Source organism: Cobetia sp. Dlab-2-AX (assembly GCF_024124625.1).
Classification (GTDB): domain Bacteria; phylum Pseudomonadota; class Gammaproteobacteria; order Pseudomonadales; family Halomonadaceae; genus Cobetia.
The window spans coordinates 47650-73368 of sequence record NZ_JAMXRV010000007.1 but is presented as its reverse complement, the minus strand read 5'-3'; the positions used below and the strand labels follow the sequence as shown (position 1 = coordinate 73368).

Sequence of the window (25719 nt, the reverse complement as noted above, 5' to 3'; positions counted from 1 at the left end):
TCGGGCCTTCATCAGCGGCGCTTTATCGTGTCTCGGCCGAGGGATTTGAGGGCGTGGCAGAGACGGTGCGCTGATTCGGCTGCATGCGTGTCTGTGGGTCATGGACGGCCTGCCAGAGGCTTTGCAGGGCGGCGCGATCGACGCGTCGGCTGGGCAGGCGCTGGCTGTCCTCGAGCCCTTGCCATTCCCCCGCGGCGTTCTGGCGTGCGAGGGCAAAGCGGAAGGGGTGATAGCCGGGTGAGCCCAGGCGTGTATCGGTCACTGCCAGCAGCGTCTCACCCTCTGGGGTCCGCTCGCGGCTCGCACGTAGATAGGGCGCCGCGAACCAGCGCAGGCGCTGGCCGTCCTCCAGCTTCGCGACCTCGGCATCCAGCGTGGGATGGCGCGGATAATCGCGGCGTGCGAGAGACGCCAGCTGCGCGTCGGAGTCGAACACGCTGGCCATCCACTCGTGATCCGCCTGCGGTGTGGTGGCGCTGACACGCCACAGCAGGCTGTTGAAGGGCGTCGGCTGCACCATGCGCGGGGCGTCGGCGAAGCCTTGGCTGGCCAGCAGCGGCGCCACGCGATGTTCGACCCAGCTCTTGGCGGCCAGCCCCCAGCCCAGATAGAGGCTCGAGAGCATGAGGCCCGCGGTCAGAAGGTGCCCGGCGCGACCACGAATCGCCACCCACAGGCCGGTGATCAGCAATGGCAGGGTGTAGAGCGGGTCGATGATGAAGACGCTGGCCAGACTGATGGGCCGACTGGGCCACGGCCACAGCAGCTGGGTGCCGTAGGTGGTGAAGCTGTCCAGCAGCGGGTGGGTGATCAGGCACAGCACGCAGTAGGCGATCAGCCGACCACGGCCAAGACTCGCCAGACGTGGCAGGCGAGCCAGCAGCCAGCCGAGTACGATGCCCAGAAGCGCCAATACCGGCAGGGAATGGCTGAAGCCACGGTGATGGGTGTAATTGGCGACCGCGTCGCCGTAGTCGATCATCACGTCGAGGTCGGGCAGGGTGCCTAGCGCCGCACCGCCGAGCAGCGCATGGCGGATGGCCGCGCCGCGTTTCGGGCTGGGCAGGCGGCGAATGGCCGGTGTCATGACGGCGCCGCCAACGACGGCCCCGAGGCAGATCTGGGTAAGGGAGTCCATGCGTGGGCTACCTGTGAGGAAGAAGAGAGCGGAGGGCGTGGGAGCAGGCGTCAGTCATCTGCGCGGATCGCCGCCAGGGCGCCCGGCTCGGCCCAGCGTGGGCCGGCATCCAGCACGCGCGCCTGCACCGGGCAGTCATCACGATGACAGCCGGGCAGATAGCCGCAGCTCATCAGCAGCTCGTTGACGATCTCGGGGCCGGTGAAGCGGAAGGTCTTCTTGAACAGCTTGATCCAGGCTGACAGCGGTTGAGGATGGTGGGCATCCAGCCAGCCGTTGAAGCTGCCGTGGGAATCCTTGAGCTGCATCACCACGCCTGCGTTGTGGATCACGGCATTGATCTTGAGCCGGTTGCGAATGATGCCGGCATTGCTGAGCAGGCGCGCGCGATCCTCGTCCCCGTAGGCGGCGATGCGCGCGATATCGTAATCCTCGAATGCCTCGCGGAAGGCCGCGCGCTTCTTGAGCACTGTCAGCCAGGAGAGGCCGGCCTGATTGATCTCGAGCACGAAGCGTTCGAACAGCACCCGGTCATCGCTGACCGGAAAGCCGTATTCATGATCATGATATGGGCCATGAATCGGGTGCCGGGGAGCATTCTCGCAATAGGTGCTGGCGGTGACGACGTCGGCCATCAGTCCTCCTGTACCGCGAAGCGGCCGCTGCCGAGAAAGACGATGGCCAGGGCGCTGGCGAGGAAGAAGCCTTGTAGCTCCAGCGCCCAGCCGCCGGAGGGCGACAGGCTCAACAGCTGGCCCATGTGCGCCACGGCAAAGGCGAACAGCATGTTGGCGACCACGATCAGCCCGGCGATGCGCGAGTGCACGCCGAGTACCAGCATGATGGGCGCGATGATCTCGCCGATATAGACGCCATAGGCCACCACGCCCGGGATTCCCATGCTCTCCAGCTCGCCGGCGATCCAGCTCAGCGTGCCACCATCCCCCAGCAGCTTTGAAAGGCCATGAAACAGCAACAGCAGGCCCAGCATCAGGCGCAGTATCAGCTTGCCGAGGTCGTCATTTTCGAGATATTGCACGGTAGAGCTCCTTGCTCAGCGGTCGTCGGGCTTGCTTAGCGGTCGTCCGGATACAAGGCGGCTGCCTCAGGCGTTGGGGTTGTCCACCAGAATACGCGAGAAGCGCACGATCTCGGCATTGCGGTTGGACCAGCCAAGACGCTCCCAGAAGCGATGAGCGTCATGGTTGTCGTGCAGGGTATCCAGATGCACCTTGTCGATGCCTTCACAGGCCAAGGCCGCCAGGCAGCGGTCGACCAGCGTGCTGGCGATGCCCTGGCCACGCATGTCCGGCGCCGTCATCACATGCTGAAGATAGCCGCGCTTGCCGTCATGGCCCGCCATGGCGCAGCCGACCAGGCGCTCATCGATAAAGGCCAGGTGGCTCATGCCGGGGTTGCGCGCCAGATAGCGGGCGACAGGGGCATGGCGGTCGGCATCGCGGATGACCACTCCCGGGGTCGCCTCCATCATGGCGATGAAGGCAGGGTGGTCTTCCGGTGTCATCGGGCGATAGGTCAAGGTTGGCATTGTGTGTCCTGGCAGCAGCGGTCGTCGGGGATGCCTTATCCTATCAGTCCCGCGGGATATCGAAATGTCTCGGCTGCGCCGCGACACGTGCCAGCCACGCCTGAATGGCGGGATAGTCGTCCAGCGCGAAGCCGCCTTCATCGGCGACATGCGTATAAGCATAAAGGGAAATGTCGGCGATCGTGAATCGATCCCCGGCCAGCCAGTCATGCTCGGCGAGATGGTGCTCCATCACGCGCAGGGCGCGCTTGCCGCCTTCCTGCTTGGCGGCGTACTCGGCGCGGCGCTCGTCGGGGAGGCCGAGGTAGCGATTGATGAAGCGGGCAGTGGCGATGTACGGCTCATGGCTGTACTGCTCGAAGAACTGCCACTGCAGCACCTTGGCGCGCAGGAAGGGGTCACTCGGCAGGTAGTCGCTGCCATCGGCGAGATAATTCAGGATGGCGTTCGACTCTGACAGCGTCTCGCCGCGATGCAGCTCCAGCAGCGGAATCTTGCCATTGACGTTGCGGGTCAAAAATTCCGGCGTGCGGGTGTCGCCGGCCAGAATGTCGACCTCGATGTAGTGATGATGACGTTCGAGCAGGTGCAGCAGAAGCTCGACCTTGTAGCAGTTGCCGGAGCGGCGATCACCGTAGAGTGTCAGCATGCAGGGAGCGTCCTGTGCGAGCGTGGAATTGGCGTCTCGACAGTCTAACCAACCTCGCCTGCATGAACAGTGATCATTCGAACAGTGTTCGACGAATCGGTGTCATTCGCGTGCTCCAGACGCAGGCTGTGGGTCAGCCGAGGATCATCACCACGCAGGAAGCGGTCAGTACGCCCATCACGCGATTGAAGATCTTCCAGGCGCGTTCGGTATTCAGCAGGCGCCCGATGGCGGTCCCGAAGCCCGCCCATAGCGAGATGCAGGGCAGCGCGACCAGTTCCGCGAAGCCTGCCAGCAATACGGCGTTGAGCAGTGCCGGGCCTTCCTCGGGCAGAAAGCTAGCCATCAGCGCCATGCCCATCACCCAGGCCTTGGGATTGGCGAACTGGAACAGGCTTGCCGCGAGAAAGGTCATCGGGCGTGCATCCTGCTGGCTGGCGAAGTCAGGTGGCGGGGCGGTGGCGATCTTCCAGGCCAGGTAGAGCAGGTAGGCACTGCCCAGCACCTTCAGCAGCGTCTGCACGATGGGATAACGCTCGAAGACCAGCCCCAGGCCCAGCGCGATGGCGATGAACAGCACCAGGCAGCCGATCAGGATGCCGAAGATATGCGGCAGGGTGCGCCAGTAACCATAGTTGGCCCCCGAGGCCGTCAACATCACGTTGTTGGGGCCGGGTGTCAGGGTCATCGACAGCATGAAAAGCGTGGCGGGGGCCAGAAAGGCGAGGGATTCCATGGGTGTCCTTCAGCGTGGTGGGCGTTGTCGAGGTCGCATATCTGATTGTATGGATTCAATTTGCGAGTGCCGGCACATTCCCGTGTTTTATGGCTTGTTGGCGGCATGTTTTGAGCATAATCTGATGACAATTACCGTCAACAGGTTTTTTGTCACCATGACAATGTGGATTCCGACCCTGGACCCCGCCATGCCGCGTTACCGTGCTCTGGCGGAGGCCATCCGCCTCGATATCGCCTCAGGCCAGCTCAAGGAAGGCGAGCGACTGCCGCCTCAGCGTCGGCTGGCGGATGCGCTGGGCGTGACCATCGGCACGGTGACGCGAGGCTACGCCGAGGCCGAGCGGAGTGGCCTGGTATCGGCGCGTGTCGGGAGCGGCACCTACATCAACGGCGCCACCCGGAGCGCGCATGGATCCTCCAGCAGCTTCGGGCATGCCCTGCGGGCCAGAAAGGCCTATGGATTGGCGTCAGAACAGGAGGGCGTGCTGTCGGCAGCGGCCGGCGTGATCGATCTCACCATGAGCCTGCCACCGCCTCACCCCGCGCGGCAGCAGGGAATGGCAGCGGCGCTGGCCGCGATCAGCCAGTCACCCGAGGCCTTGCTGCGCAGTGTCGAGTATCAGAATGAATTCGGGGACGGCAGCCACCGGCAATTGCTGGCGAGCTGGATGGGTGAGCTCGGCATGCCGGTCGACCCCGAGGAGCTGATGCTGACCCAGGGCGGCCAGAATGGCATCACGCTGGCGTTGTCGGCGCTGCTGGCGCCCGGGGATGCCGTGGTCACCGGCGCGCTGACCTATCCCGGGCTGATCGTCGCCAGCGCCGAACGTGGCCTCAAGCTGTTGCGGGTGCCGCTTGACGAGGACGGCATGGATGTCGAGGCGCTGGCGCGGCTGTGCCGTCAGCAGGCGCCCAGGATGGTCTATGTGATGGCCGAGCAGAACAATCCGGGCGCGGCGCAGTTGTCTCATGCACGGCGCGAGGCCCTGGTCGCCCTCGCGCGCCAGCATGACTTCTGGATTCTGGAAGACGGGGTACAATATCTGCCCGACGAGGAGTGCGGCACGCGGCTCTATCAGATGGCGCCGGAGCGCACCCTGTATGTCTTCAGTACCTCCAAGTTGCTGGCCGGGGGCCTGCGCCTGGGCGTATTGCGGGCGCCGGTGGAGGTGCTGACTCGCATCGGCGCAGTGCTGCGCAGCCATAGCTGGATGGTGGCGCCGCTGTTGATGGAGACGGTCTGCGCCTGGCTGACCAGCGGCAACGCGACACAGCTGGTGGCGTGGCAGACGGAAGAGATGCGCGCGCGCCAGAAACTGGCCCGCACGCTGCTGGCGGAGTGGTCGCCGGCGGCGCGACCGTCTTCGTTCGATCTGTGGCTCGAGCTGCCCGAAGGGCAGCGCAGTCAGGCGATGGTCGCGTCATTGACCGAGCGGGGTGTGCACGTCACCAGCGCCGAGCCCTTCTGTGTCGGCAATGAGCCGCCACCGCAGGCCATCCGGCTGTGCCTGAGCGCCGCCGAGAGCCGTGAGGCGCTGACCCACGCGCTGGAAATCGTGCGCGAGCAGCTGCAGGCGCCGCCTGCGCTGCGTCCCATGACGCTCTAGCGCTTCGCCGCGCTCACTCCCGGCGGTCGCCGGATTCCTGCGCCAATCTGGCCTGCTTGAGCGGCACGCCCCAGCGATAGCCGCCGAGCCCGCCATCACCGCGTACCACACGATGACAAGGCGTCAGCAGAGCCAGCGGGTTGGCACCACAGGCATTGGCGACGGCGCGGCTGGCGGTCGGCCGCTCAAGCGCCTCGGCCAGCTGGCGATAGGTCAGGGTATCGCCACTCACGGTAGCGTTGAGCTGCTGCCAGACGCGCAATTGAAAGGCGGTGCCACGCACATCCAGCGGCAGTTCGAGCAGCAGTGCATGGCTGGTCTCCGGTTGCTCACACAGGGCGAGCAACCGTGCCCCCAGTGAGGCATGCAGCAGACGACTGGCCGTGTGAGCGCTGCCGTCCTGCCCGTCTGTCTCTGTCTCCATCTGCTGCCAACTGGCCTTGGGTAGGCGTGCTTCCAGCGCCTGCTGGCCCGCCTCACGACTGTCGCTGAGCTGAATGACGACCACGCCACGCGCGCTGAGTCCTGCGCTCAGCCAGCAGGACTGTTCCGGGACCCCGAAGCGACACGGCCAATGCAATGCCAGCAGGTCTTCTCCCTGTCCGCCGGAGCGGCGGGCGCTGGGCGTGATGCCGTCCCTGCGTGCATAGGCACGGCTGCTGGAGCGATAGCCGGCGGCGATGATCGCCTCGGTCACGCCATGGCCCTCCTCCAGCAGCGCATGGAACTGCATCTGGCGCAGACCCGCCGAGTACTCGGAAGGTGACAGGCCCAGCAGTGCCGTGAAGCGGCGCTGAAGATGCGAGGCACTTATCCCGTGCTCCGCCGCCAGACTTGCGAGTGGCGGGGTGGGCTCGCCTGCGGCGACGGCCTGCTCCAACTGCCGACACACCGTCAGCGGCCAAGGCGTGGCGGGGGTTGAGGCAGCGTCTTCAGGTGTCGAGCGGGCGGCAGTGGAGGCGCGTGAAAGTGGGGCGTTCGATTCCGGCATCATCGGTGCTCCAGGCGTGGCCCTGACGGGATGGCGAGTCTGCTTGTCGGCCTGAGGGCGATCAGGCTTGTCGGGCTGCTCAGGATGACAGCGCCGGCAGGCGCGCATGCCCGCGGCTCGCGCCGCGTGACAATCGGCAAACAGGCGCAGGTTGTCGCGGCGTGGCGCCGGGGATGGGCAGCCGATGCGACAGAAGATGCCAGTGGTGATCACGCCGTAGCGCAGCGCCTCCCCGGAGATCGGCTGGCGCGCCAGCAGACGCTGCCAGATGGCCTCATCGCACCCTTGAGCGTCGCCAGCGGCAGGTGGTGCCGTCATCCCCGCCGCTGTCTTTTCGCCGGACACTGATGTCATCGTTCATCTCGCTGTGCAAGGTTCACGCTCAGTATCGCTATCCGCTCGGGGCGGTGCACTCCGTATCTTGTGCTGACTGTCAGGATTGCGCTCGCAGCGCTTGCCGGGAGTCGCTCAGAACTCGATGGATTCCTGGCGCTTCTCTTCTTCTTCGGCCTGCTTGCGCAGCTTCTTGCGGATGGCGGCCTTGTGGAAGCGCAGCTTCTGTTCCTGGGTTTCCAGGTTGAGTGGCGGCACCGGCACCGGCTGGCCGTTGGAGTCGACCGCGACCATGGTCAGATAGCAGCTGTTGGTATGGCGAATCAGGCGACCCTGGATGGATTCGGCGACCACCTTGATGCCGATCTCCATCGAGGAGCGGCCGACATGATTGACCGAGGCCAGGAAGGTGACCAGCTCGCCGACGTGGATCGGCTGCTTGAAGCGCACCTGGTCGACCGAGAGGGTGACGACGTAGCTGCCGCTGTAGCGACTGGCACAGGCGTAGGCGACTTCATCCAGCTTCTTGAGGATGGCGCCACCGTGCACCTTGCCACTGAAGTTGGCCATGTCGGGGGTCATCAGCTCGGTCATGATCAACTGATGCTGGCCGGGCAGAGCTTCGTTGAGGGCGGTCTGTTCTGGCTGGTTCTCGCTCATGGGGGCGTCCTTCAGGCACGGGCCTGTCAGGTGAGTGGGAGCTGTCAGGGGCTCTCAGGTGAAGCAATGGCTCTGGCATGCCGCGCAGACAGGGATAATGGCTAGTCTGCGGGATTCGTGACGTCTTGGCACCCCGTGAGCGGCATATCAGCTATCTATAAACGACCTTGCCCCCACAGTCGCCTGTGGGGGCAAGGAGCTTGCGGGGTTATCGGTAAGGCTATCTGAATGGCTGGCTGACGCCGCCGTCAGCCAGGTATCAGAGCAGCGTCAGACCCAGCGAGATGATGATGCCGGTCACCAGCAGCTGCACCAGGCAGAAGCCCATGATGTCCTTGGCCTTGAGGCCGGCGATGGCGAGCACCGGCAATGCCCAGAAGGGCTGCAGCATGTTGGTCCAGGCATCGCCCCAGGCGACGGCCATGGCGACGCGCGGCAGGTCGGCACCCAATGCCTGGGCGGCGGGAATCATGACCGGTGCCTGCACGGCCCACTGACCGCCACCGGAGGGCACGAACAGATTGACGACACCGGCACTGATGAAGGACCAGAACGGCAGGCTGTCGGCGGTGGCAATCGACACGAAGCCTTCGGACAGCGTGGCGGCCAGTCCCGACTGCACCATGATCGCCATGATGCCGGCGTAGAAGGGGAACTGGATGACGATGCCGGCGCCACCCTTGATGGCTTCATTCAGGCTGTCCAGCAGCTTGCGCGGGGTGCCATGCAGCACGATGGCCAGGAACAGGAAGCTGAAGTTGATCACGTTCAGGTTCAGCCCGCCGCCACGGATCACGAAGTGATCCACCAGCCAGGCGAGGCCGAACAGGCCGACAACCCAGGCGAGAATCGGCGAGTTCTCGAGACGCTCGGCGGGACGAGGCTGGTCGCTGATCTCGGTGTGCTTCTCCTCGAGCAGGGCCGGGTCCACGTACACGCTTTCCTTCTCGAAGGGCATCATGGCGCGGTTGACCAGCGGCATGATGATCAAGAGCGCCGCGACGATGGCGATATTGAAGAAGGCGAAGATGGTGTCCGAGGTGGGCACGATGCCGATGCTTTCCTCGGTGAAGTGGCCCGCGGTGGCGATGGTCAGCGGAATCGAGCCCGAGATGCCCGCATGCCAGATCACGAAACCGGAGTAGGCACTGGCGATCAGCAGGCGATAATCGACCTTGATCATCCTGGCTAGCTGTTTGGCGAACAGTGCCCCGATCACCAGTCCGAAGCCCCAGTTGATCCAGCTGGCGATCAGCGATACGAAGGTGACCAGCATGATGGCGCTGCCGGGCGTTCTGGCCAGCGAGGCGATGCTGGCCAGGCCTTTCTTCACCGGCGGGGTGTTGGCGAGCATGAAGCCTGAGATCAACACCAGCAGCATCTGCATCGAGAAGGTCAACAGATTCCAGAAACCATCGCCCCAATAGCGCATCACCTCAGTGGGGGAGCGCTGTTCGATGAGCATGGCGGCTGCTGCTGCAACGACAGTCAGCAACAGGACGAAGATATAGGGGTCAGGCAGATAGCGCTCAACCAGCTTGACGGCTGGCCGTGATAGCGATTGCAGCATGTGGGAGTCCCTGTTGGCTTTTTATCAGTATGGGAAACGGGTTGGCACGCTCACATTAGTCCATTCGCTACCAAGAGAATATCGCGCGATGGTCGAGTGGCACGCCAATGCCAGCGGCAAGCCTTTCAGCGCTGCATCAACCTGCTGGAGGCTTCAGCCAACTGGCATGGCACTAGCGCCAATGATGGCGGCGATGATGCAGGTAGTAGCCGCCGAGCACGGCAGAACGCACGCTGGTGAACAGCAGGAAGGCCAGCCACAGTCCATGATTGCCGAAGCCTTCGAGCAGCGGCCACAGGCCGATGAAGGCCAGCAGGGATATCACCAGCGTATTGCGCATTTCACGCGTCGCCGTGGCACCGATGAAGATGCCGTCCAGCAGGTAGCTCCACACCGCGACCAGGGGCAGGGCGACCATCCAGGGCAGATAGAGGGTGGCCAGGGCGCGCACTTCGGGAATGTCGGTCAGCAGGTGGATCAACGCCGGCCCGCAGAGCCAGAGCAGGCCGCTGGCCGCTGTCGCGGTGATCAAGGAGAAACGGGTTGCCGCCCCCACGCTGCGCGCGAAGCGTTGCCAGTCGTTCTGGCCGACGGCTCGCCCGACCTCTGACTCCGCCGCCTGGGCGAAGCCGTCCAGTGCATGGGACGTCATCATCACGAACTGCAGCAACACCGCATTGGCCGCCAGAACATCATCCCCGAAGCTGGCACCCTGTGAGGTGAAATAGGCCGTCGCGCCCAGCAGGCACAAGGTGCGCACGAACAGATGCTGATTGACGCGGATCAGCGCGCCCCAGGCGGGCAGAGACAGCAGCGCTGCGCGATCACTGCGCCCCGACATGCGTCTGAGCTGGCGGGCGACCAGCCACAGGCCCGTGGCCAGCGCACAGTAGTCGGCGATCACGCTGGCCAGCGCCACGCCATTGCTGGTCATGCCCAGCCCGGGCACGAAGGCAAGATCGAGCAGGATGTTGACGCCATTGGTCAGCACGAGGATGCCGAGCGTGACGCGCGAATTCCCCAGCCCCAGGAACCAGCCCAGAATCACGTAGTTGATCAGCACGGCCGGTGCCGACCACAGCCGGATGCTGGCGTAGTCATGGGCCAGGGCGCGCGTGGTCTCGCTTGCCTCCATCAGCGATAGCCCCAGGGTGATCAGCGGCGAGCCGGCGATGATCAACACCAGCCCGATGGCCAGCGCCAGCCCGATGCCCTGGCCCAGCAGGGTGCGCAGGCCATCGTGGTCTTCACGGCCATGAGCCTGTGCCGTCATGCCGGTCGTGCCCATGCGCAGAAATCCGAAGCCCCAGTACAGGAAGCTGAAGAGGACCGCGCCCAGCGTGACCGCCCCCAGATACACCGCATCCTCGAGATGCCCGACCACGGCGGTATCCACCAGCCCCAGCAACGGCACGGAAATGTTGGAAAGGATGATGGGCCAGGCCAGGCGCCACATATGGCGATCGGCGGAAGGCAGTGTGGCGGTCTTCAGGGAAGGGGTGGGCATGTTGGGTCCGAATGAGGGGAGAAGGTAACGTCAGCCGGGAGCGTTCGCGTTGATCAGGATAAGGCCTGGCAGGGCTGGGCGTAATGGCGCTGGAGCGCTAATCTAGTTCTGGTGACTTGATGGCAAGGCCTGCCATGCGCCAGCCGAGAGATCCACTGGCGCGAAGCCCCATAACAGGGACGCATGGAGCGTCCGTACGCAAGGGAACTGACTATGAAACGCACGATTCTTCAGCGAAGCACGCGATTGCGCACTGGGCTTGCAGCAGCTGGCATGACGCTGATGCTGGCGTCGCCGGTGCAGGCCATCGAGCTGCCCAGCGAGCAGGGTGACGACACACCCAGCGCAGGCATGATGGTGGCCGATGCTCTTATCGGACGTCCACTGTTGCTGGCCACGACCGTCGTCGGTGCTGCCATCTTCGTCGTGTCGGCTCCCTTCGCGGCCATGGGGCAGAATATCGATGAGACGGCGCGCGTACTGGTCGCGACCCCGGCGCAGGCGACCTTCGCTCGCTGCCTGGGGTGCAAGACCACGCGGGTCGATTGGGATTGAATATCTCCTGATCGCGGCTGGTAAGAATGCGCCGCTCAAGTCTGGACACGACAACGCCGACCTCGAGGGTCGGCGTTGTCGTGTCTGAAGGGGCGGTGAGAGCGGCGGTCAATGCGCGGGGTGTCTGGCATGGCTATCGGCTGGGGGCGGCAGTGAGTTGAAGCACAGCACGCGTTTGCGTCCGGCGCGTTTCGCCTCATAGAGCGCATTGTCGGCCATGTTGAACAGCGCATCGGTGGCCTGGCTGTCATGCGGCGCGTTGGCGACCCCCGCGGAGAAGCTCAGGCCGGTCAGCGGCCCCAGCGTCTCATGCTCGAAGACTTCTTCGTGGAAGGCTTCGAGAATGGCCTCGACCCGAGCGCGTGACACCGCTGCGCTGGCACCGGGGATCAGGATCACGAATTCTTCGCCGCCGTAGCGACAGGCTTCATCGGAGCTGCGCAGCGACTCACGTATCAGGTTGGCCAGACGCGTGAGGACCTGATCACCCATCTCGTGGCCGTAGGTATCGTTGACCTGCTTGAAGTGGTCGAGATCCAGCACCACCAGGGACAGTGGGTTGCCGATGCTGGCCTCTGCCAGTTTCTGGGGCAGCACTTCATCGAGGTGACGGCGATTGAAGAGACGCGTCAACGTATCCTTGCGCGCCTCGTGTGCCAGGCCCCGCTTCAGCTGCAGGTCGGCCAGTGCCAGCATCACCAGGTTGCTGACATCTTCCGCCAGGGACTGAAAGCGCTCCAGGCTGTCCTCTTCCGGCGGGATCAGCAGCACGAATTCCCCCGCCTGGCCATCCCCGACCGTCAGCGTCTGCTTGAGGTGACGAGCGTCGGTGGGTGGTGTCCCCCAGTTGATATGCATCGTCTGATGGATGTCGTTTGGGTCATGCAGGGTCACGCTGCCTTCGCAGCCGGCGAACAGGCTGGGCAGACGAACATTGAGCTGGGTGATGACCTCATCGAGCTGGGAGCAGGTCAGCAGGGATTCCGCGAGGTGATGGATCTGGCTGCGGCTCTCTGAAAGTCGCGACAGCTTGAGGTTGGCGATCTGCAGGTCGCGCTGGGCACGCTTGCGATCGGTGATGTCGTGAACGATGGAGAACAGTAGGGTGCGGCCGTTCAGGTCCACCGGGCCGGTAAAGATCTCGACATCACGCAATTCACCGTTGGCAAGCTGGTGGCTGGCCTCGAAGTGGTTGTCGGTACGATTGACGACCGCACGGATGCGTTTGGAGAGCGACTGGCTGGCCAGCACGTTGATACGGCCCAATGGCATACCGCACATTTCGCCGATGCTGTAACCATAGAAGTCGGCGGCGACCGGATTGGCATCGATGATCTCGGCAAGCTCCGGGTCGATCAGCAGCTTGATGGCGTTGCCGGTGCTGAAGACTTCCTGATACAGGGCTGCATTCTCCTCGAGCAGCTCGATGGCGCGACGGCGGTCCTCGATATTGTTGATCAATACCAGGGTGCGCTCTTCGCCCTCCAGCGGGGTGAGGGTGACTTCCGCCCAGAACATCTGCCCCGAGTCAGTCTGCATGTGGTATTCGTCCTGGAAGCTGCCGCCTTCGCGTTGCAGCTGGCCCCAGGCACGTTTCATGCGACTGATCTCATCCAGTGAGAACAGCCCCCACAGCGATTGCTGGAAAAGCTCGGTATCACTCTTGCCCAGCAGGGCATGCATGGTCGAGTTGGCATCCGCGATGGTGCCATCCCCGTTGGCGACGATGATGCCCACTGGGGCGGAATGATAGATGGAGCGCAGACGGGCGCGGCTGCTGATCAGGCGTTGCTGCTGTTCCTTGATCCAGTCGATATCGCTGTGAGTGCCGATCATGCGCAGGGGTCTGCCATCCTCGGCACGTTCCACCACGCGTCCCTGATCGAGAATCCATTTCCATTCACCGTTGCGCGTCAGCATGCGGTGCTCGTTGCGATATTCAGCGCTGTGACCTTCAAAGTGCTGTTTCAGGTCGTCTAGGGTGCGCGGCATGTCATCCGGATGGATGCGTGACTTCCACTCATCGAAACTGCTGCCGATCTCGTGTTCCTGGAAGCCGAGCGTCGCCTTCCACTGCGCAGAGTAGAAGACATGATCGGTATCCTGCTTCCAGTCCCAGACGCCAGCGCCTGAGCCTTCCAGCGCGAACTGCCAGCGTTGTTCGGCCTCGCCCAGGGCGTCACTCATCTTCTGCAGCTGCTGATAGGGGTAGACCATGCGCGATGAGTAGATGGCGTGATAGATCATCGCGTAGGCCACCACCTTGTACAGATGGCCGAGCAGATTGAAGACATCGAAGGCAGTGGCATAGAGCGTGAAGCAAAGCTCGGATATCCCCGTGGCCAGCGCAGCGATCGCCAGCCAGCCGGCATTGGTGCCTTCAGGCAGTCGGCGCGCGCCAAGTAGAAGTACCGCGGCCAGCGCAGCGCTCAGCGCCAGGGCCCATTCATAGCCGATCTTCCAGGCGGTCAGGCCGCTGCCGACGATGAAGGTCTCTGGCAGGAAGTCGAGATGAAAGAGGCCTATCCAGCTCACCATTAGCCCGATGGCGAGTGTCACGCCAAAGGCCACGGGCAGATAGCGACGCGGCACGGGGCGTGCCGTCAGCAGACAGGGAGCCAACAGGGCGATGATGAAGGCGGTCCGTCCTGCCAGCCAGAAGTGGATGGCCTTGCTGACGGAGGCCTCGCTGACGAAGTCCGGCATGCCGTCGTAGCTGAAGATATGCACCATGTCGAAGAAGGCGGAGAGCATGAAGGCGCACCCCATGACCAGAAAGCTGGTCGGCAGTGTCCGACGGTGCCCCTGGAAGATGGAGACGGCAGACATCAGAGCGACCAGTATCGCACCCATTTCCAGCAGTGAATGCGGGACAAGGTACTGTTCGACCGAGCTGAACAGCTGCGGACGCGGCACCACGATCAAGACCACCATGATCGCCAGCATGACAAGCAGCATCCCTGTGCCGGCATTGGGCAGCTGTGTGCGTGTCCCCAAGAAGGAGTGCTTGAGAGCAGTAGAGAGAGAGTGAGAGGACATGGGCAATCCGTGCGCGTGAAAAGGGGATGACCGGTGAATGGATAACTACAGGATAGAACAGTTTGCTTACATTATACTAACAGAAAATAACCTGGTGTAGCGTTTGATATTGATTGAATCGCCGTTTATGCAGGGGACGAGAGCAGGTTGGTAGCCACGATTCTGTCTGGCCATGTCAGCAGTGAGGCCAGCAGCGGGGCCGATGGGAGTAGGCAATGGCGGGCAGCGCACCGGGAAAGGTCCTGATAGTGAGCGAAGTGTATTGCCAGTCGGTGTTAGTGCCAGTCGACTACGTTACCCGTTGGTTTCTTGCAGCAAGAGGCACCGCGTTGGCGAGTCAGGCGCTGAAGCGTCAGTCAGGGCCGTGCCTGAGGGAAGGGCATGAAGAGAGAGCTTGAGGAAAGGGGCTACAGGAAGGTCTATCGGGGTTAGCTTGAGAAGAGGGTTTGCAGTGAGGGCTTGCGGGGAGAGCAGGAGGTGTCAGGCAATAAGCAAGCAGCAGCCGTCACGATGGATGTGGCGCAGTACAGGCCATATCATCGCCATGACGGCTGCCGGAGCAGGCGGTAATCAGTTGCCGAGAGCGGCCGTGATGATGTGGTACTTGTCCATCAGCTCTTCCTGGCTTTCCTTGTTGTCCGGGTCGAGCGGGATGCAGTCGACAGGGCAGACCTGCTGACATTGCGGCTCATCGAAGTGTCCGACGCATTCGGTGCACAGGTCCGGGTCGATGACGTAGATCTCTTCCCCCGGCGAGATGGCCCCATTGGGACATTCCGGCTCGCAGACGTCGCAGTTGATGCACTCATCAGTGATGATCAGGGCCATGATGCTGTCCTCAGCTTGTGGCGGTGTCGTCGTCGGTAGCGGAGAAATGCCGGGCGAGGGTCTCGGCCACCAGCGGATGCACCAGACGCGACACATCACCGCCATGACGCGATATCTCGCGCACGATGGTCGATGAAATGTAGGAGTTCTGTAATTCCGGGGTCAGGAACAGGCTATCGACGTGCGGCGCCTGGGCCCGGTTCATGTTGGCCAGCTGCAGTTCATACTCGAAGTCGGAAACTGCACGCAGGCCGCGCAGAATGATACGCGCATTCTGCTGCTCAAGCAGCTCTGTCAGCAGGCAGCTGAAACCGATGACCTCGACATTGTCGAGATGCGCCAGAATCCGGCGTGCCAGATCGATGCGAATCTCCAGCGGCAGCGCGGGGCGTTTGCTGGGGCTGTAAGCTACCGCGACCACCACCTTGTCGAACAGGCGGGCGCCGCGCTCGATCAGGTCGGTATGGCCATTGGTGATCGGGTCGAAGGTGCCGGGATAGACGGCAATGTTCTTGGGCATGACGAACTCGAGCTCTGTCGGCAGCGGGTCAGCCTGGTGGCCGGCTGCAGTGGACGACGAAGGATGAGGAGCCTTAGAAGGCCGTAACGCAATGGCTGTCGCGCCGACGGCTCCTCCGGTCCGCCGAGTGTAGAACCCCTCGCGCGGCTTGCCAGTCGAGCGAGGGGATTCGTCACCGGATGCACAACCCGGGAGGGGGAGCGAGCCGGTCTTGCAGCGAGCCTGGCTTACAGCGAACCTGGCTTACAGCGAACCAAAGGGGTTATCGACCTTGAGCGAGACGGGCTTCGCATAGCCGGGGATGCGGATCTCGCGATCCGTGATCTCCAGTTCCGGACCTTCGAGCACGCCTTCACCGAAGCGATAGGTCGGCGTGAATTCACCGCGCTGTGCCTTGTCCAGATAGTCAGCACGCCGCTGCTCGCAGAGACCGCTGCGCTCACGCCAGGCAGCCAGTGCCTCCTCACCATGCCGCGCCGCCAGCAACTTCAGGGTGACGTCAGCCGACAGCACCACGCCACTGGCGTTGTTGCCACCGAAGCCCTTGGCATTGATGAAGGCGACGTCTGCGGTGAATTCGCGCGCCTCGCGGCGGATGTCGAGGTTGCTGTGATGCACGTCATCGGCGATGGCATCCAGCGTCGGGATACCTGGCAGGATGCCGGTCGCCATGCTGCCGAGCGCCGATACCGCCTGATCACCCGCTGCGCTGCCCTGGCTGTGGCCGACGAAGGATTTTACCGCCACCACAGGCCAGGCCTGGATGTCGTTGGCGCGAGCCACTTCATTGAGCACGTGTGACTCGGTGGTGCGGTTCTTCGGCGTGGAGGTGGCATGGGCGTGCACGAAGCTGCGCTGGCGCACGCCTTCATCGCCGACGATGTCGCGGGCCAGTGCCACCGCCTTGCTCAGGGTGATGTAGTTGCCGACGCCGGGTGCCGAGATGGAGCGCTTCCAGCCGTCGGCATTGACGAACACGTCCGGCACGCTGCCGATGATGCGAGCGCCGGTGTCCAGCGCCAGATCATCCGCCATCAGGATCACGAACTGGGTCGCTTCCGCGATGGTGAAGCCACAGTTGCGCGCGAACGGGCGACAGGCCTTCTGGTAATCGCTGTCGGTGAGCACTTCCAGCGCGTCGAGGGCCTTGAGGCTCTCGTCATCGGCCAGGGCGCCCATGCTGCGGAAGCCCTCGATGACTTCCGGCGTGATCGGCGCATCGGCGGTGCCGACCATCACCACGCGGCGACGGCCGCTGCGGATGTCGTTCAGGCCCAGCTTCAGGTTGTAGAGGAAGCTGGCACAGGCGCCCATCGCGGCACCGGCGCCGCCGACATTGCCCAGCACATAGGCATTGAGGAAGTCGGCGGGCATCTGGGCATAGCCCAGCGGCATCTGCTTGGAAGTGGCGCGCTCGCCGGCCACGAAGGACTTCATCAACCCGCCCCAGCCTTCAGCATCCATCTGGCCGATGGAGTTGCCGGCGTAGACGGCGATATCGTCCGGATCGAGGCTATCGCGCAGCGCATCCCAGTCCAGGCCACTGTCGCCGAGGCAGTCGCTGGCGCCGAAGATGGTCATCGACAGGCCGCGCGGGTGATGCACGCTGCGATAGAGCTGCTCCGGCGCGAAGCCGCTGGGCAGCTGACCCGCGGCGCGCACCAGCGCCTGACGATGATCGGGCAGCAGGACATCGAATTTACCGGCCGGTACCGTGACTTCGACATGACGGTTGTCCAGCTCGCGGATCTGCCAGTCAGCGGGCGGCTGTTCCGGCAGCTGGCGGCTGCGCAGCGTGAAGGTCAAGTCCTGGTCCAGTGTCAGCTTTGACTGACGATTGGCAGGAATGCCGGTCGCGTTGAAGCGCTCGTCTTCAATGCGACGAATCAGGGTGTGGGACAGCACCTGATATGCCAGACGCTCCGCAAGCGCTTGAGCCTCGGCGGGCTGGCCTTCGGCATCGAACCATTGGCCCTGATCATCGCAGCGGGCGAGGTTCATGAGCGACGCGAGACCCAGCAGGGTCTCTTGACGGTCTGTCTCCGGCAGGGAGTCGAGCACCGTGCGTCTAAACGCCTGATGGCCCGAAGTTCTGCCGGCGGCATTGACGCCGCCCATGCCGACGATCACCGGTAAGTGTGACAAGCCGCTTTCCTCGTAAAAATACTGTGAGTCGTTGGTCTGGGCGATACCTCTGCGGATATTCGTCCAAATGATGAGCGGATGATAACACCCCCTCAATACAGGCGTCATGCACCCCCGCCTATACGCGGGCGCGCCAGCGAGCGCTTGCTGCGAACACTGTGCGATATCTCTGCGCTCAGCGCGAGTCCCACTGGCCTGTTTTATACTTGTCATGACACGATATAATCGTGATTAAACGTTTGTTTGATTTCCGAGAGGCAAGCTGACATTCTGTCTTGGCTGTTTGAGTTGGTGTAGGCGCGTGCCGCGAGGCAGGCGCCTTTTTTTGTGTCCAGGCCTTCCTGCGCCGCCGACCCCAGATGGGCTGTATGCCATATGGCGCAGCCCGATGCAGGCGCATCTGCTAGACTCCGCGCGTGATTTTCCTGCCCGTTGCTATCGGAACTGCTGATGTACGCCAACTCCCGCCAGATCGATTCTCCCCAGACCGGCCCCCACGAGGATATCGAGCGTCGCGTGCGCCGTGCGATGGCGCATCCGCTGCGCAAACCCGTCGCGGAGCATACCCGCGAAGCGTTTCTGCAAGCGCAACAGTGGTTGTCGGCTCAGGGCAGGCCCCTGTGGCTGGACAGCGGCTGCGGCGTCGGGCGATCGACTCGCCAGCTGGCACTGGCGCACCCGGACCATGCCGTCATCGGCGTGGACCGCAGCGAAGACCGTCTCAGCCGCAAGCATGGTGAGTTGCCGGACAACGCCTTGCTGGTCCGCGCGGACCTCGTCGACTTCTGGCGCCTGGCGCTTGCCGCTGGCTGGGCACCTGCGCATCATACCCTGCTGTACCCCAATCCTTATCCCAAGGCGCGTCATCTCAAGATGCGCTGGCAGGGCCACCCGGTATTCCCGATCATCATGGCGCTGGGCGGTCAGCTGGAGCTGCGCACCAACTGGGAGATCTACGCCCGGGAATTTGCTCAGGCCATCGGGCATGCCACCGGTATCGAGGTGACGGCGCACGCCTTCGAACCGCAGGGCGATTATCTGACGCACTTCGAGCGCAAGTATCACGAGTCTGGCCAGGCGCTGTGGCGACTCGAATGCCAGCTTGAACACACGCCCGAGCGCTACTCGCTGCAGGTCTGACGCGAATCACGCTGGTGGCAGGTTCTGGTTGGCGATAGCGGCGTGGCTGTTGTGGAAGGTGTCGCGCAGGGACTGGCGCAGCCAGCTTGCCGCGGGGCCACGAGGGCTGTCGCGACGCGAGATCAGTTCGATATCGATGTCGGCGGTGGCGCCCAGCGCGCTCAAATCCAGAATCTTCAAACGCTGCTGAAAGGGCGGGTAGTGGGCGATATGGCGCGGAACCTGCGCCCAGCCCAGTCCGCGCGTCGTCAGCTCTGCCATCGCATAGAAGCTGTTGAGCTGCCAGAAGCGCTGTGAGCGTGGCCCCTCGTGGCCGGGTTCCAGCTGCTGGCGTTGACCGATCATCAGCTGGCGGTGATCCGCTAGGTCGCTGTGGGTCGGGCTCTCAAGCTGCGCCAGCGGATGGTTGCGTGCCACGATCAGCACCTGCTCCAGTCTCCCCAGCGCCTCGCGCTCCAGCGCTATGACACCCAGTGGCTGATAGAACAGAATGCCGAGATTGGCCTGGTGCTGCTCCACCCAGCGGGCCACCTCATCCTGCGCGCCATTGAGCAGATTCAGCGTCAGCGTCGGGTATTGCACCGCCATCTTTTCCAGTACCGCCATCACCGGCGGCATTTCTACCAGCGCCTCATCGATCGCCAGCGTCAGGCTGGCTTCCAGCCCCTGACTGAGAGTGCGGGCGCGTGCCTCCAGGCGCTGGCATTGCATCAGCACGCTGTTGGCTTCGTGCAGCATTGCCTCGCCCGCGGGCGTCAGCACCGGCGTGCGAGGGCGACGATCGAACAGCTCGCAGCCCAGGTCCAGCTCCAGATTGGCGATGGCGGTGCTGACCGCGGACTGCGCGCGACCCAGACGCCGCGCCGCCGCCGAGAACGAGCCCGTCTCCGCCACGCAGCGCAGTGTCTGCAGTTGCTCCAGTGTCCAGTTCATTGCCTCGCCTCGCGCCTTGATCTATCTGAATAGTAGATGGATACCAACTTTAAACCATCTTGTATCTCTCTAGAATGCCTCCTCCATCCGCGTCATTCAGCCCTATGGCATCACACGCGGTGATCGAGAGGAGGTATGACATGCGTTCCAAGAAAGAACGTCTGGCCCAGGCAGGACTGCTGGAATTGGGCGGTATTCTGCTCGTGGCGCCGCTGTCGGCACTGGTCACGGGGCATGATCTGGCGAGCATGGGCAGCCTGGCGGTGGTGATGTCCACACTGGCGGTGATCTGGAGTACGGTCTGGAACTGGATGTTCGATCGCTGGGTGCCGACCCGCCAGCGCAGCGTGACCCAGCGCATCGCTCAGGCACTCGGCTTCGAACTCGGTCTGGTACTGGTAACCGTCTTCATCGTGGCCGCCTGGCTCGACCTGGGGCTGTGGCAGGCATTGCTGCTGGATCTGGGCTTCGTTGCCTTCTTCCTGGTCTGGGCGATGATATTCAATCCGCTGTTCGATGCCGTGATGCGTCGCCTGCTGGCGCGCAGGGCCGCCCGTGAGCAACACCATGCCGCACCACACAACACAAGGTGATTCGATGAGTTATGTCTTCCTGGCACTTGCCATACTGGCGGAGGTCATCGCGACCAGCGCACTCAAGGCTTCCGAGTCATTTTCGCGACTCGGCCCGAGCCTGATCGTGATAGTGGGTTATGGTATTGCCTTCTATCTGCTGACGCTGGTGTTGCGTGATCTGCCGCTGGGTGTGACCTATGCGGTGTGGTCCGGGCTCGGCATCGTGCTGGTCACCGTGTTCGGTGCGGTGGTCTATCGCGAGATGCCGGACCTGCCGGCCATCCTGGGGTTGGCGATGATCGTGGGCGGTGTCGCCGTCCTGCATCTGTTTTCCAGCGCCAGTCCTCATTAAGCTAGAGGCATCACGGCGCCTCCCGGCTGTGACATGGATGCTCACCGACGACGTCACTGGATGCCTCATGCTTCTATTTCGCACTGCACCGACCTCTGCGCGACCCTCCCGACTGTCTCCCCTGTTGCCTTTGCTGAAGGCGGCGCGCCCCTCAGGAGCGGGCAAGTCGCTGCGTTTCACGCGCTCGCTGCGCCGACTGGCCATGGTGGCCGGAGCGACGCTTGTCGTGGCGGGCCCGGCGCAGGCGGCGGGCTTTGACAACCTGACGCGCCTGACTGACAAGGGCTTCATCGTCAGTGCCCAGGCGCGCATGCTCGATACCGGCGAGACACTGGCCTCGGTCAATCCCGATCAGCAACTGACGCCGGCTTCGCTGTCCAAGCTCTATATCGCCGGTGCGGCGCTGGACCGCTTCGGCCCGCAGTACCGTTTCTCGACGCGTCTGCGCAGCACGGGCACGGTCAGCGGCGGCGTCTTGACCGGTGACCTGGTGCTCGAGGGCAGCGGCGACCCGGCGCTGACCAGTGAAGAGCTGTGGCGGCTGACCGAGGAGCTGCGCTTTCGGGGCATCCGCCGCGTCGAAGGGCGCCTGCTGATCAGCCAGTGGCGTTTCGGGCCGGTGCCTTGCATCAGTACCGATCGCTGCAATGCCTCGCGGCGTTCCAGCAATGCCTATGATGCGCTGCTGTCGTCCGCGGCCAGCAACTATGCCAGCTGGTGCGTGAAGGTGATGCCGGGTGCGGGCAGTCAGGCGCCGGCGCGACTGGCCAGCTGCGACACCACCCAGCCCACCGAGATCTTCGACAATCAGGTCACCACGGTCGGCGCGGGGGGCAAGAGCGCCATCAATGCCCGGCGCACCACCAGCAACGGTCGCGATACGCTGGTCGTCACCGGCACCATCGCCGCCGACAGCCAGCCGCGCAGCATCTACCGCGCCGTCTCCAATCCTGCGCTGTACACCGGTGAGCTGATGCGCGACATCCTGGCGCGCGCCGGGATCACGGTGACCGGTGGGGTGGACATCACCTCGACGGCGCCGCCCGCCAGCGCCGCGCAGCTCGGTAGCGTCGAAGGCAAGCCGATGCAGGAGTTGCTGACGCGCATGCTCAATTACTCCAACAACTTCATGGCGGACCAGCTGACGCTGGCGCTGGTCGGCGGCAGTCAGGCCACCTTGCGCCAGGGCGGCGCCAAGCTCGAGACCTTCGCCAGCGCGATTCCCGGTCACGGCCCGCTGACGATGTACTCCGGCAGCGGCCTGACTTCACAGAACCGCACCAGCGTCAGTGGGCTGATGGCGTTGCTCGACAGCATGTATCACCGCCCGGCGCTGTTCCCCACCTTCGTGGCGGGTCTGCAGGCACCGGTCAATGGCCCGATGCGCTTCATCCGCCGTGGCAGCGAGACCTTCCGCAATCACGTGATGGTCAAGACGGGCACGCTCAACAACCCGGTGCCGGTGCGCGCCATCTCGGGATACTTCCGCACGCAAAGTGGCCGCTGGGGCGCCTTCGCGGTGATGGTCAACGGCCGGGCGGCGGTGCCTTATCTGTCCTGGCCGCAGGTGCTGGATCCGGTCGCCGAGGACCTGACCGCGATGATCGAGCGCAACTGAGCTCCTTGATCGCGAGCGCATGGCACGAAAGCCCCGCCAATCGGCGGGGCTTTCGTGTTCATGGCCTGAGTGACAGACACAAAAAACCCCGCCCGAAGGCGGGGTGGTCCTCCACACGCCCGGCATGGCTGAGGGGAGGGCACTCGGGACGCTCGACAGGGCGCAACGAGATAACAAGAGCATAGCGTTGTGTGACGGCGTTGGCTAACGCCAAAATCGCTATTGCACCGCAACAATCAAGGACTTGAAGCGTTTTTGGCGCTGCGAGGGCAAATTTTCCGTCGCGGGTCGTGCGTCGAGTGTCTTCAGCGCGTCGGGTCGAGCAGCACACGACCGCTGACGCGTCCGTCGATCATCGCCTCGGCGCGTTCGGCGAGGCCTTCCAGGCCGACCGTCTCGAGCTGCATCTGGGCGTGCATCTCGTCCGGCAGGTCGGCCAGACGCTGCCAGACCTTTCGACGGCGTTCGGCGTTGATCATGACGCTATCGACGCCCAGCAACGAGACACCGCGCAGGATGAACGGCATCACGCTGGTGGGCAGGTCGGCGCCCGCCGCGAGGCCCACGGCCGCCACCTTGCCATCGTAATTCATCTGCGCCAGCAGATTGGCCAGCACCTGGCCACCGGCAGTATCCACGGCGCCTGCCCAGCGGCTCTTTTCCAGCGGACGGCCCTTGTCCTCGAAATCACTGCGCAGATGGACCTCGCTCGCGCCCAGTGACTCGAGCCATTCGCGTTGTTCGGCCTTGCCGCTGACCGCGTGAACCTCGAAGCCTTGCCCGGCCAGCATCTGCACGGCCCAGCTGCCGACCCCGCCGGTGGCGCCGGTGATGATCACCGGGCCTTGCTCGGGCGTCAAACCGGCTTCTTCTAAACGCATCACGCACAGCATGGCGGTCAGGCCCGCGGTGCCGAAGGCCATGGCCTGCTCGGCGCTCAGATTGGCAGGGCGCTTGACCAGCCACTCGGGCTTGACGCGCATGCGCTCGGCCAGACCACCCCAATGGCGCTCGCCCACGCCCCAGCCGGTCAGGAGGATCTCATCGCCCGGCTGATAGTCCGGCGAGTCGGAGGCTTCGACGCGACCCGCGAAATCGATGCCCGGCACGAAGGGCAGCTCACGGACGATCTTGCCACGGCCGGTGATGGCCAGTGCGTCCTTGTAGTTGAGTCCGGAACGCTCGATGGCCACCGTGACAGGCAGGTCAGGCAGCTGATCATCGGAGAGTTCGACGACTCGGGCGCGTGGGGTCTCGTCGTGCAGCATCAGTGCGCGGGACATGGCTGTCTCCTTGTGGATGGCGTGGGTGTTGGCGGTCTTCCTGCGTGAAGGTGTCACGGCGTCTGATCGAGACGCGTCACCTCACAGTGCCTGCAAGCGACGCTGTGGGGAAGCCTCGCGCTATCGACATTGGGATGAGACTGACGCAACCGGGGCCAGCCGGGTGTGCGGCTGGCCCCGGTAACAGGAGGCGCTGGTGGAAGGCTCTCGTCAGGCCTCTTGCTAAGGTTCTCGTCAAGACGCTGGCTAGATGAAGCTGCGCACGGTGGCCAGCCCGACCAGCGTCATCAGCACCGTGTAGGGCAATGCCATCCATACCATGCGCCCGTAGGAGAGCCTGACCAGTGGCGCGATGGCGGAGGTGAGCAGAAAGAGAAACGCTGCCTGGCCGTTGGGGGTCGCAACGCTGGGCAGGTTGGTGCCGGTGTTCACCGCGACCGCCAGCGCATGGAAGTGTTCGCGGCTGATATTGCCGGCCACGAACTCGTTCTTGACCTGGGTGATGTACACCGTGGCCACGAAGACATTGTCCGAGATGGCCGAGAGCAGCCCGTTGGCCAGGAACAACGCGCCGGCCTGCTCTTCGATGGGCAGACTGAGTACCCATTGGATGAATGGCTGGAACAGGTGCTGCTCGTGGATGACCGCGACAATGGTGAAGAACACCACCAGCAGCGAGGTGAAGGGCAGTGATTCCTGGAAGGCGCGGCCGATCTGGTGCTCATCGGTGATGCCGTTGCCGGCGGTCAGCAGAATGATCACCGCCAGCCCGATCAGCCCGACCTCTGCCATGTGCAGCGCCAGCGCCAGTACCAGCAGCACGGCCACCACGGCCTGCACGATCAGCGCGGCGCGTTCCCGCGGCGTGCGCCGTGCATCCTGATGATGATCATAATCCTCGAGAATGCGTCGCACGCTGGCGGGCAGTCGCTGGCCGTAGCCGAACCAGCGGCCGCGCTCCAGCAGCACACACAGGGCGAGGCCGGCGAAGAAGGTCGGCACGGTGACCGGCGCCATGGCGAGGAAGAAGTCGATGAAGTCCCATTCAGCGGCCTTGGCGATCACCAGGTTCTGCGGCTCGCCGATCATGGTGCTGACGCCTCCCAGCGCGGTTCCCACCGCGCCATGCATCAGCAGCGAGCGCAGAAAGCCGCGGAAATCCTCAAGGTCTTCACTGTGCACGGCTTCGACGCTGACATCGTTGGCATGGTCATGCTGAGTATCGAAATGCTTGCCCGAGGCCACCTTGTGGTAGACGGAGTAGAAGCCCACCGCGATGCCGATGATGACCGCCGTCACCGTCAAGGCATCGAGAAAGGCGGACAGCAGGGCGCTGGAGAGACAGAACATCAGCGACAGCCATGTCTTGGAGCGCACGCCGAGGATGATCTTGGTGAAGGCATACAGCAGCAGCGGCTTCATGAAGTAGATGCCGGCCACCATGAACATCAGCAGCAGGATCACCGGCAGGTTGCGCTCCATCTCCTGCATGATGGCCTCCGGTGAGGCCATGCCGATGACGACGGCCTCCAGCGCCAGCAGACCGCCCGGCTGGAGGGGATAGCACTTGAGCGCCATCGCCAGCGTGAAGATGAATTCCCCCAGCAGCAGCCAGCCGACGATCACGCCACCTTGCGGGCCGCTGAACCACAGCAGTAGTGGGTTGGTGATCAGAAACAGGCACATCAGCTGCTTGTACCAGCGTGGCGACTGGCCGAGGAAGTTGCGCGCCAGTCCGCGGCTGAGCGTCTGGCGTGTGTCGTGTGATAGCGAAGGCATGGGCAGTTCCCGGCGTTGATTTGTTGTTGTTGGAGGACGGGATCGGCAATGCCGCTTCAGCGCGTGCTTTGCTATCATCGCCGCCGTCATCGAGCGCCTGGCGGTATTAGAGCACGCCCGTCGGTGAGGTCTCGGGTAGCCTTTGGTCGTGAAGATCGCGCAGGCAGCGCTGCGCTGTCGCTGGCCGGTGTGCTGCGAGCTCTCCCGAGG

Annotated in this window: 23 protein-coding genes; 6 read left to right on the top strand and 17 right to left on the bottom strand. The window is 63.8% G+C overall.

Going from position 1 to position 25719, the window contains the following annotated elements:
* Positions 1-22 precede the first annotated feature (22 nt).
* The 6 genes from NH396_RS12540 to NH396_RS12515 form a co-directional block, all read right to left on the bottom strand.
* Complete coding sequence (locus NH396_RS12540) at positions 23-1138, bottom strand: metal-dependent hydrolase (protein ID WP_176678002.1); 1116 nt, start codon at positions 1136-1138, stop codon at positions 23-25.
* A 50-nt stretch (positions 1139-1188) separates the two neighbouring features.
* Positions 1189-1773 carry a DNA-3-methyladenine glycosylase I gene (locus tag NH396_RS12535; protein ID WP_176678001.1) on the bottom strand — a complete coding sequence of 195 codons (585 nt, stop codon included), beginning with the start codon at positions 1771-1773 and terminating at the stop codon, positions 1189-1191.
* A complete protein-coding gene (locus NH396_RS12530; protein WP_253064112.1) occupies positions 1773-2177 on the bottom strand; it encodes a DoxX family protein in 405 nt (134 codons plus the stop codon). The genes NH396_RS12535 and NH396_RS12530 overlap by 1 nt, the downstream gene beginning before the upstream one ends.
* 66 nt (positions 2178-2243) lie before the next feature.
* A complete protein-coding gene (locus tag NH396_RS12525) occupies positions 2244-2687 on the bottom strand; it encodes a GNAT family N-acetyltransferase (RefSeq protein ID WP_176678000.1) in 444 nt (147 codons plus the stop codon).
* A 43-nt stretch (positions 2688-2730) separates the two neighbouring features.
* The gene (locus NH396_RS12520; protein WP_176677999.1) at positions 2731-3336 is read right to left on the bottom strand and encodes a glutathione S-transferase family protein; all 606 of its coding nucleotides are present in this window, start codon (positions 3334-3336) and stop codon (positions 2731-2733) included.
* Between the two features lie 133 nt (positions 3337-3469).
* Complete coding sequence (locus NH396_RS12515; protein WP_176677998.1) at positions 3470-4072, bottom strand: LysE family translocator; 603 nt, start codon at positions 4070-4072, stop codon at positions 3470-3472.
* A 157-nt stretch (positions 4073-4229) separates the two neighbouring features.
* Between NH396_RS12515 and NH396_RS12510 the strand changes: the two genes are divergently transcribed.
* The gene (locus NH396_RS12510) at positions 4230-5681 is read left to right on the top strand and encodes a PLP-dependent aminotransferase family protein (RefSeq protein ID WP_253064110.1); all 1452 of its coding nucleotides are present in this window, start codon (positions 4230-4232) and stop codon (positions 5679-5681) included.
* 13 nt (positions 5682-5694) lie between these two features.
* Here the strand turns inward: NH396_RS12510 and NH396_RS12505 are convergent, their stop codons facing one another.
* The 4 genes from NH396_RS12505 to NH396_RS12490 all read right to left on the bottom strand — a co-directional run bounded on the left by NH396_RS12505 (position 5695) and on the right by NH396_RS12490 (position 10742).
* Positions 5695-7026 (bottom strand): methylated-DNA--[protein]-cysteine S-methyltransferase, encoded by a 1332-nt coding sequence (locus NH396_RS12505; protein WP_253064108.1) that lies wholly within the window; start codon positions 7024-7026, stop codon positions 5695-5697.
* Between the two features lie 114 nt (positions 7027-7140).
* On the bottom strand, positions 7141-7665 hold the full coding sequence (locus NH396_RS12500) for an acyl-CoA thioesterase (RefSeq protein ID WP_043332919.1): 525 nt from the start codon (positions 7663-7665) through the stop codon (positions 7141-7143).
* Positions 7666-7924: 259 nt separating this feature from the next.
* Positions 7925-9235 carry a short-chain fatty acid transporter gene (locus NH396_RS12495; protein ID WP_253064104.1) on the bottom strand — a complete coding sequence of 437 codons (1311 nt, stop codon included), beginning with the start codon at positions 9233-9235 and terminating at the stop codon, positions 7925-7927.
* Between the two features lie 172 nt (positions 9236-9407).
* On the bottom strand, positions 9408-10742 hold the full coding sequence (locus NH396_RS12490; RefSeq protein WP_253064103.1) for an MATE family efflux transporter: 1335 nt from the start codon (positions 10740-10742) through the stop codon (positions 9408-9410).
* Positions 10743-11015: 273 nt separating this feature from the next.
* On the opposite strand from NH396_RS12490, the gene NH396_RS12485 reads away from it, so the two are divergent.
* Positions 11016-11297 (top strand): hypothetical protein, encoded by a 282-nt coding sequence (locus NH396_RS12485; RefSeq protein WP_253064102.1) that lies wholly within the window; start codon positions 11016-11018, stop codon positions 11295-11297.
* A 108-nt stretch (positions 11298-11405) separates the two neighbouring features.
* On the opposite strand, the gene NH396_RS12480 is transcribed toward NH396_RS12485, so the two are convergent.
* The 4 genes from NH396_RS12480 to NH396_RS12465 form a co-directional block, all read right to left on the bottom strand.
* Positions 11406-14336 carry an MASE3 domain-containing protein gene (locus NH396_RS12480; protein ID WP_253064100.1) on the bottom strand — a complete coding sequence of 977 codons (2931 nt, stop codon included), beginning with the start codon at positions 14334-14336 and terminating at the stop codon, positions 11406-11408.
* Positions 14337-14906: 570 nt separating this feature from the next.
* Complete coding sequence (locus NH396_RS12475) at positions 14907-15164, bottom strand: YfhL family 4Fe-4S dicluster ferredoxin (RefSeq protein WP_176677991.1); 258 nt, start codon at positions 15162-15164, stop codon at positions 14907-14909.
* A gap of 10 nt (positions 15165-15174) precedes the next feature.
* Positions 15175-15684: a pantetheine-phosphate adenylyltransferase gene (gene coaD, locus NH396_RS12470; RefSeq protein ID WP_253064098.1), complete on the bottom strand. Its 510-nt coding sequence runs from the start codon at positions 15682-15684 to the stop codon at positions 15175-15177.
* A gap of 243 nt (positions 15685-15927) precedes the next feature.
* On the bottom strand, positions 15928-17802 hold the full coding sequence (locus tag NH396_RS12465; RefSeq protein ID WP_253064244.1) for a beta-ketoacyl synthase N-terminal-like domain-containing protein: 1875 nt from the start codon (positions 17800-17802) through the stop codon (positions 15928-15930).
* 477 nt (positions 17803-18279) lie between these two features.
* Here NH396_RS12465 and NH396_RS12460 point away from each other — a divergent pair, with 477 nt between their 5' ends.
* Complete coding sequence (locus NH396_RS12460) at positions 18280-18969, top strand: SAM-dependent methyltransferase (protein ID WP_253064096.1); 690 nt, start codon at positions 18280-18282, stop codon at positions 18967-18969.
* Between the two features lie 6 nt (positions 18970-18975).
* On the opposite strand, the gene NH396_RS12455 is transcribed toward NH396_RS12460, so the two are convergent.
* Positions 18976-19902 carry a LysR family transcriptional regulator gene (locus NH396_RS12455; protein ID WP_253064092.1) on the bottom strand — a complete coding sequence of 309 codons (927 nt, stop codon included), beginning with the start codon at positions 19900-19902 and terminating at the stop codon, positions 18976-18978.
* Positions 19903-20042: 140 nt separating this feature from the next.
* Here NH396_RS12455 and NH396_RS12450 point away from each other — a divergent pair, with 140 nt between their 5' ends.
* From NH396_RS12450 to dacB, 3 genes are all read left to right on the top strand, one after another.
* Entirely contained in the window at positions 20043-20495 is a 453-nt protein-coding gene (locus tag NH396_RS12450) for a PACE efflux transporter (RefSeq protein WP_253064090.1), read from the top strand.
* A 4-nt stretch (positions 20496-20499) separates the two neighbouring features.
* Positions 20500-20829, top strand: coding sequence for a multidrug efflux SMR transporter (locus NH396_RS12445; RefSeq protein ID WP_253064088.1), 330 nt, complete (start codon positions 20500-20502; stop codon positions 20827-20829).
* Positions 20830-20896: 67 nt separating this feature from the next.
* The gene (gene dacB, locus NH396_RS12440; RefSeq protein ID WP_253064086.1) at positions 20897-22447 is read left to right on the top strand and encodes a D-alanyl-D-alanine carboxypeptidase/D-alanyl-D-alanine-endopeptidase; all 1551 of its coding nucleotides are present in this window, start codon (positions 20897-20899) and stop codon (positions 22445-22447) included.
* 305 nt (positions 22448-22752) lie between these two features.
* Here the strand turns inward: dacB and NH396_RS12435 are convergent, their stop codons facing one another.
* Together NH396_RS12435 and nhaB are read right to left on the bottom strand one after the other, a co-directional pair.
* Entirely contained in the window at positions 22753-23730 is a 978-nt protein-coding gene (locus NH396_RS12435) for an MDR family oxidoreductase (protein ID WP_253064084.1), read from the bottom strand.
* A 246-nt stretch (positions 23731-23976) separates the two neighbouring features.
* Complete coding sequence (gene nhaB / locus NH396_RS12430) at positions 23977-25509, bottom strand: sodium/proton antiporter NhaB (RefSeq protein WP_175089608.1); 1533 nt, start codon at positions 25507-25509, stop codon at positions 23977-23979.
* Positions 25510-25719 lie beyond the last annotated feature (210 nt).

Coding starts and splice junctions, on each gene's coding strand:
- NH396_RS12540 (WP_176678002.1), bottom strand. CDS start 1,138: ATGGACTCCCTTACCCAGATCTGCCTCGGGGCCGTCGTTGGCGGCGCC.
- NH396_RS12535 (WP_176678001.1), bottom strand. CDS start 1,773: ATGGCCGACGTCGTCACCGCCAGCACCTATTGCGAGAATGCTCCCCGG.
- NH396_RS12525 (WP_176678000.1), bottom strand. CDS start 2,687: ATGCCAACCTTGACCTATCGCCCGATGACACCGGAAGACCACCCTGCC.
- NH396_RS12520 (WP_176677999.1), bottom strand. CDS start 3,336: ATGCTGACACTCTACGGTGATCGCCGCTCCGGCAACTGCTACAAGGTC.
- NH396_RS12515 (WP_176677998.1), bottom strand. CDS start 4,072: ATGGAATCCCTCGCCTTTCTGGCCCCCGCCACGCTTTTCATGCTGTCG.
- NH396_RS12510 (WP_253064110.1), top strand. CDS start 4,230: ATGACAATGTGGATTCCGACCCTGGACCCCGCCATGCCGCGTTACCGT.
- NH396_RS12505 (WP_253064108.1), bottom strand. CDS start 7,026: ATGACATCAGTGTCCGGCGAAAAGACAGCGGCGGGGATGACGGCACCA.
- NH396_RS12500 (WP_043332919.1), bottom strand. CDS start 7,665: ATGAGCGAGAACCAGCCAGAACAGACCGCCCTCAACGAAGCTCTGCCC.
- NH396_RS12495 (WP_253064104.1), bottom strand. CDS start 9,235: ATGCTGCAATCGCTATCACGGCCAGCCGTCAAGCTGGTTGAGCGCTAT.
- NH396_RS12490 (WP_253064103.1), bottom strand. CDS start 10,742: ATGCCCACCCCTTCCCTGAAGACCGCCACACTGCCTTCCGCCGATCGC.
- NH396_RS12485 (WP_253064102.1), top strand. CDS start 11,016: ATGACGCTGATGCTGGCGTCGCCGGTGCAGGCCATCGAGCTGCCCAGC.
- NH396_RS12480 (WP_253064100.1), bottom strand. CDS start 14,336: ATGTCCTCTCACTCTCTCTCTACTGCTCTCAAGCACTCCTTCTTGGGG.
- NH396_RS12475 (WP_176677991.1), bottom strand. CDS start 15,164: ATGGCCCTGATCATCACTGATGAGTGCATCAACTGCGACGTCTGCGAG.
- coaD (WP_253064098.1), bottom strand. CDS start 15,684: ATGCCCAAGAACATTGCCGTCTATCCCGGCACCTTCGACCCGATCACC.
- NH396_RS12465 (WP_253064244.1), bottom strand. CDS start 17,802: ATGGGCGGCGTCAATGCCGCCGGCAGAACTTCGGGCCATCAGGCGTTT.
- NH396_RS12460 (WP_253064096.1), top strand. CDS start 18,280: ATGTACGCCAACTCCCGCCAGATCGATTCTCCCCAGACCGGCCCCCAC.
- NH396_RS12455 (WP_253064092.1), bottom strand. CDS start 19,902: ATGAACTGGACACTGGAGCAACTGCAGACACTGCGCTGCGTGGCGGAG.
- NH396_RS12450 (WP_253064090.1), top strand. CDS start 20,043: ATGCGTTCCAAGAAAGAACGTCTGGCCCAGGCAGGACTGCTGGAATTG.
- NH396_RS12445 (WP_253064088.1), top strand. CDS start 20,500: ATGAGTTATGTCTTCCTGGCACTTGCCATACTGGCGGAGGTCATCGCG.
- dacB (WP_253064086.1), top strand. CDS start 20,897: ATGCTTCTATTTCGCACTGCACCGACCTCTGCGCGACCCTCCCGACTG.
- NH396_RS12435 (WP_253064084.1), bottom strand. CDS start 23,730: ATGTCCCGCGCACTGATGCTGCACGACGAGACCCCACGCGCCCGAGTC.
- nhaB (WP_175089608.1), bottom strand. CDS start 25,509: ATGCCTTCGCTATCACACGACACACGCCAGACGCTCAGCCGCGGACTG.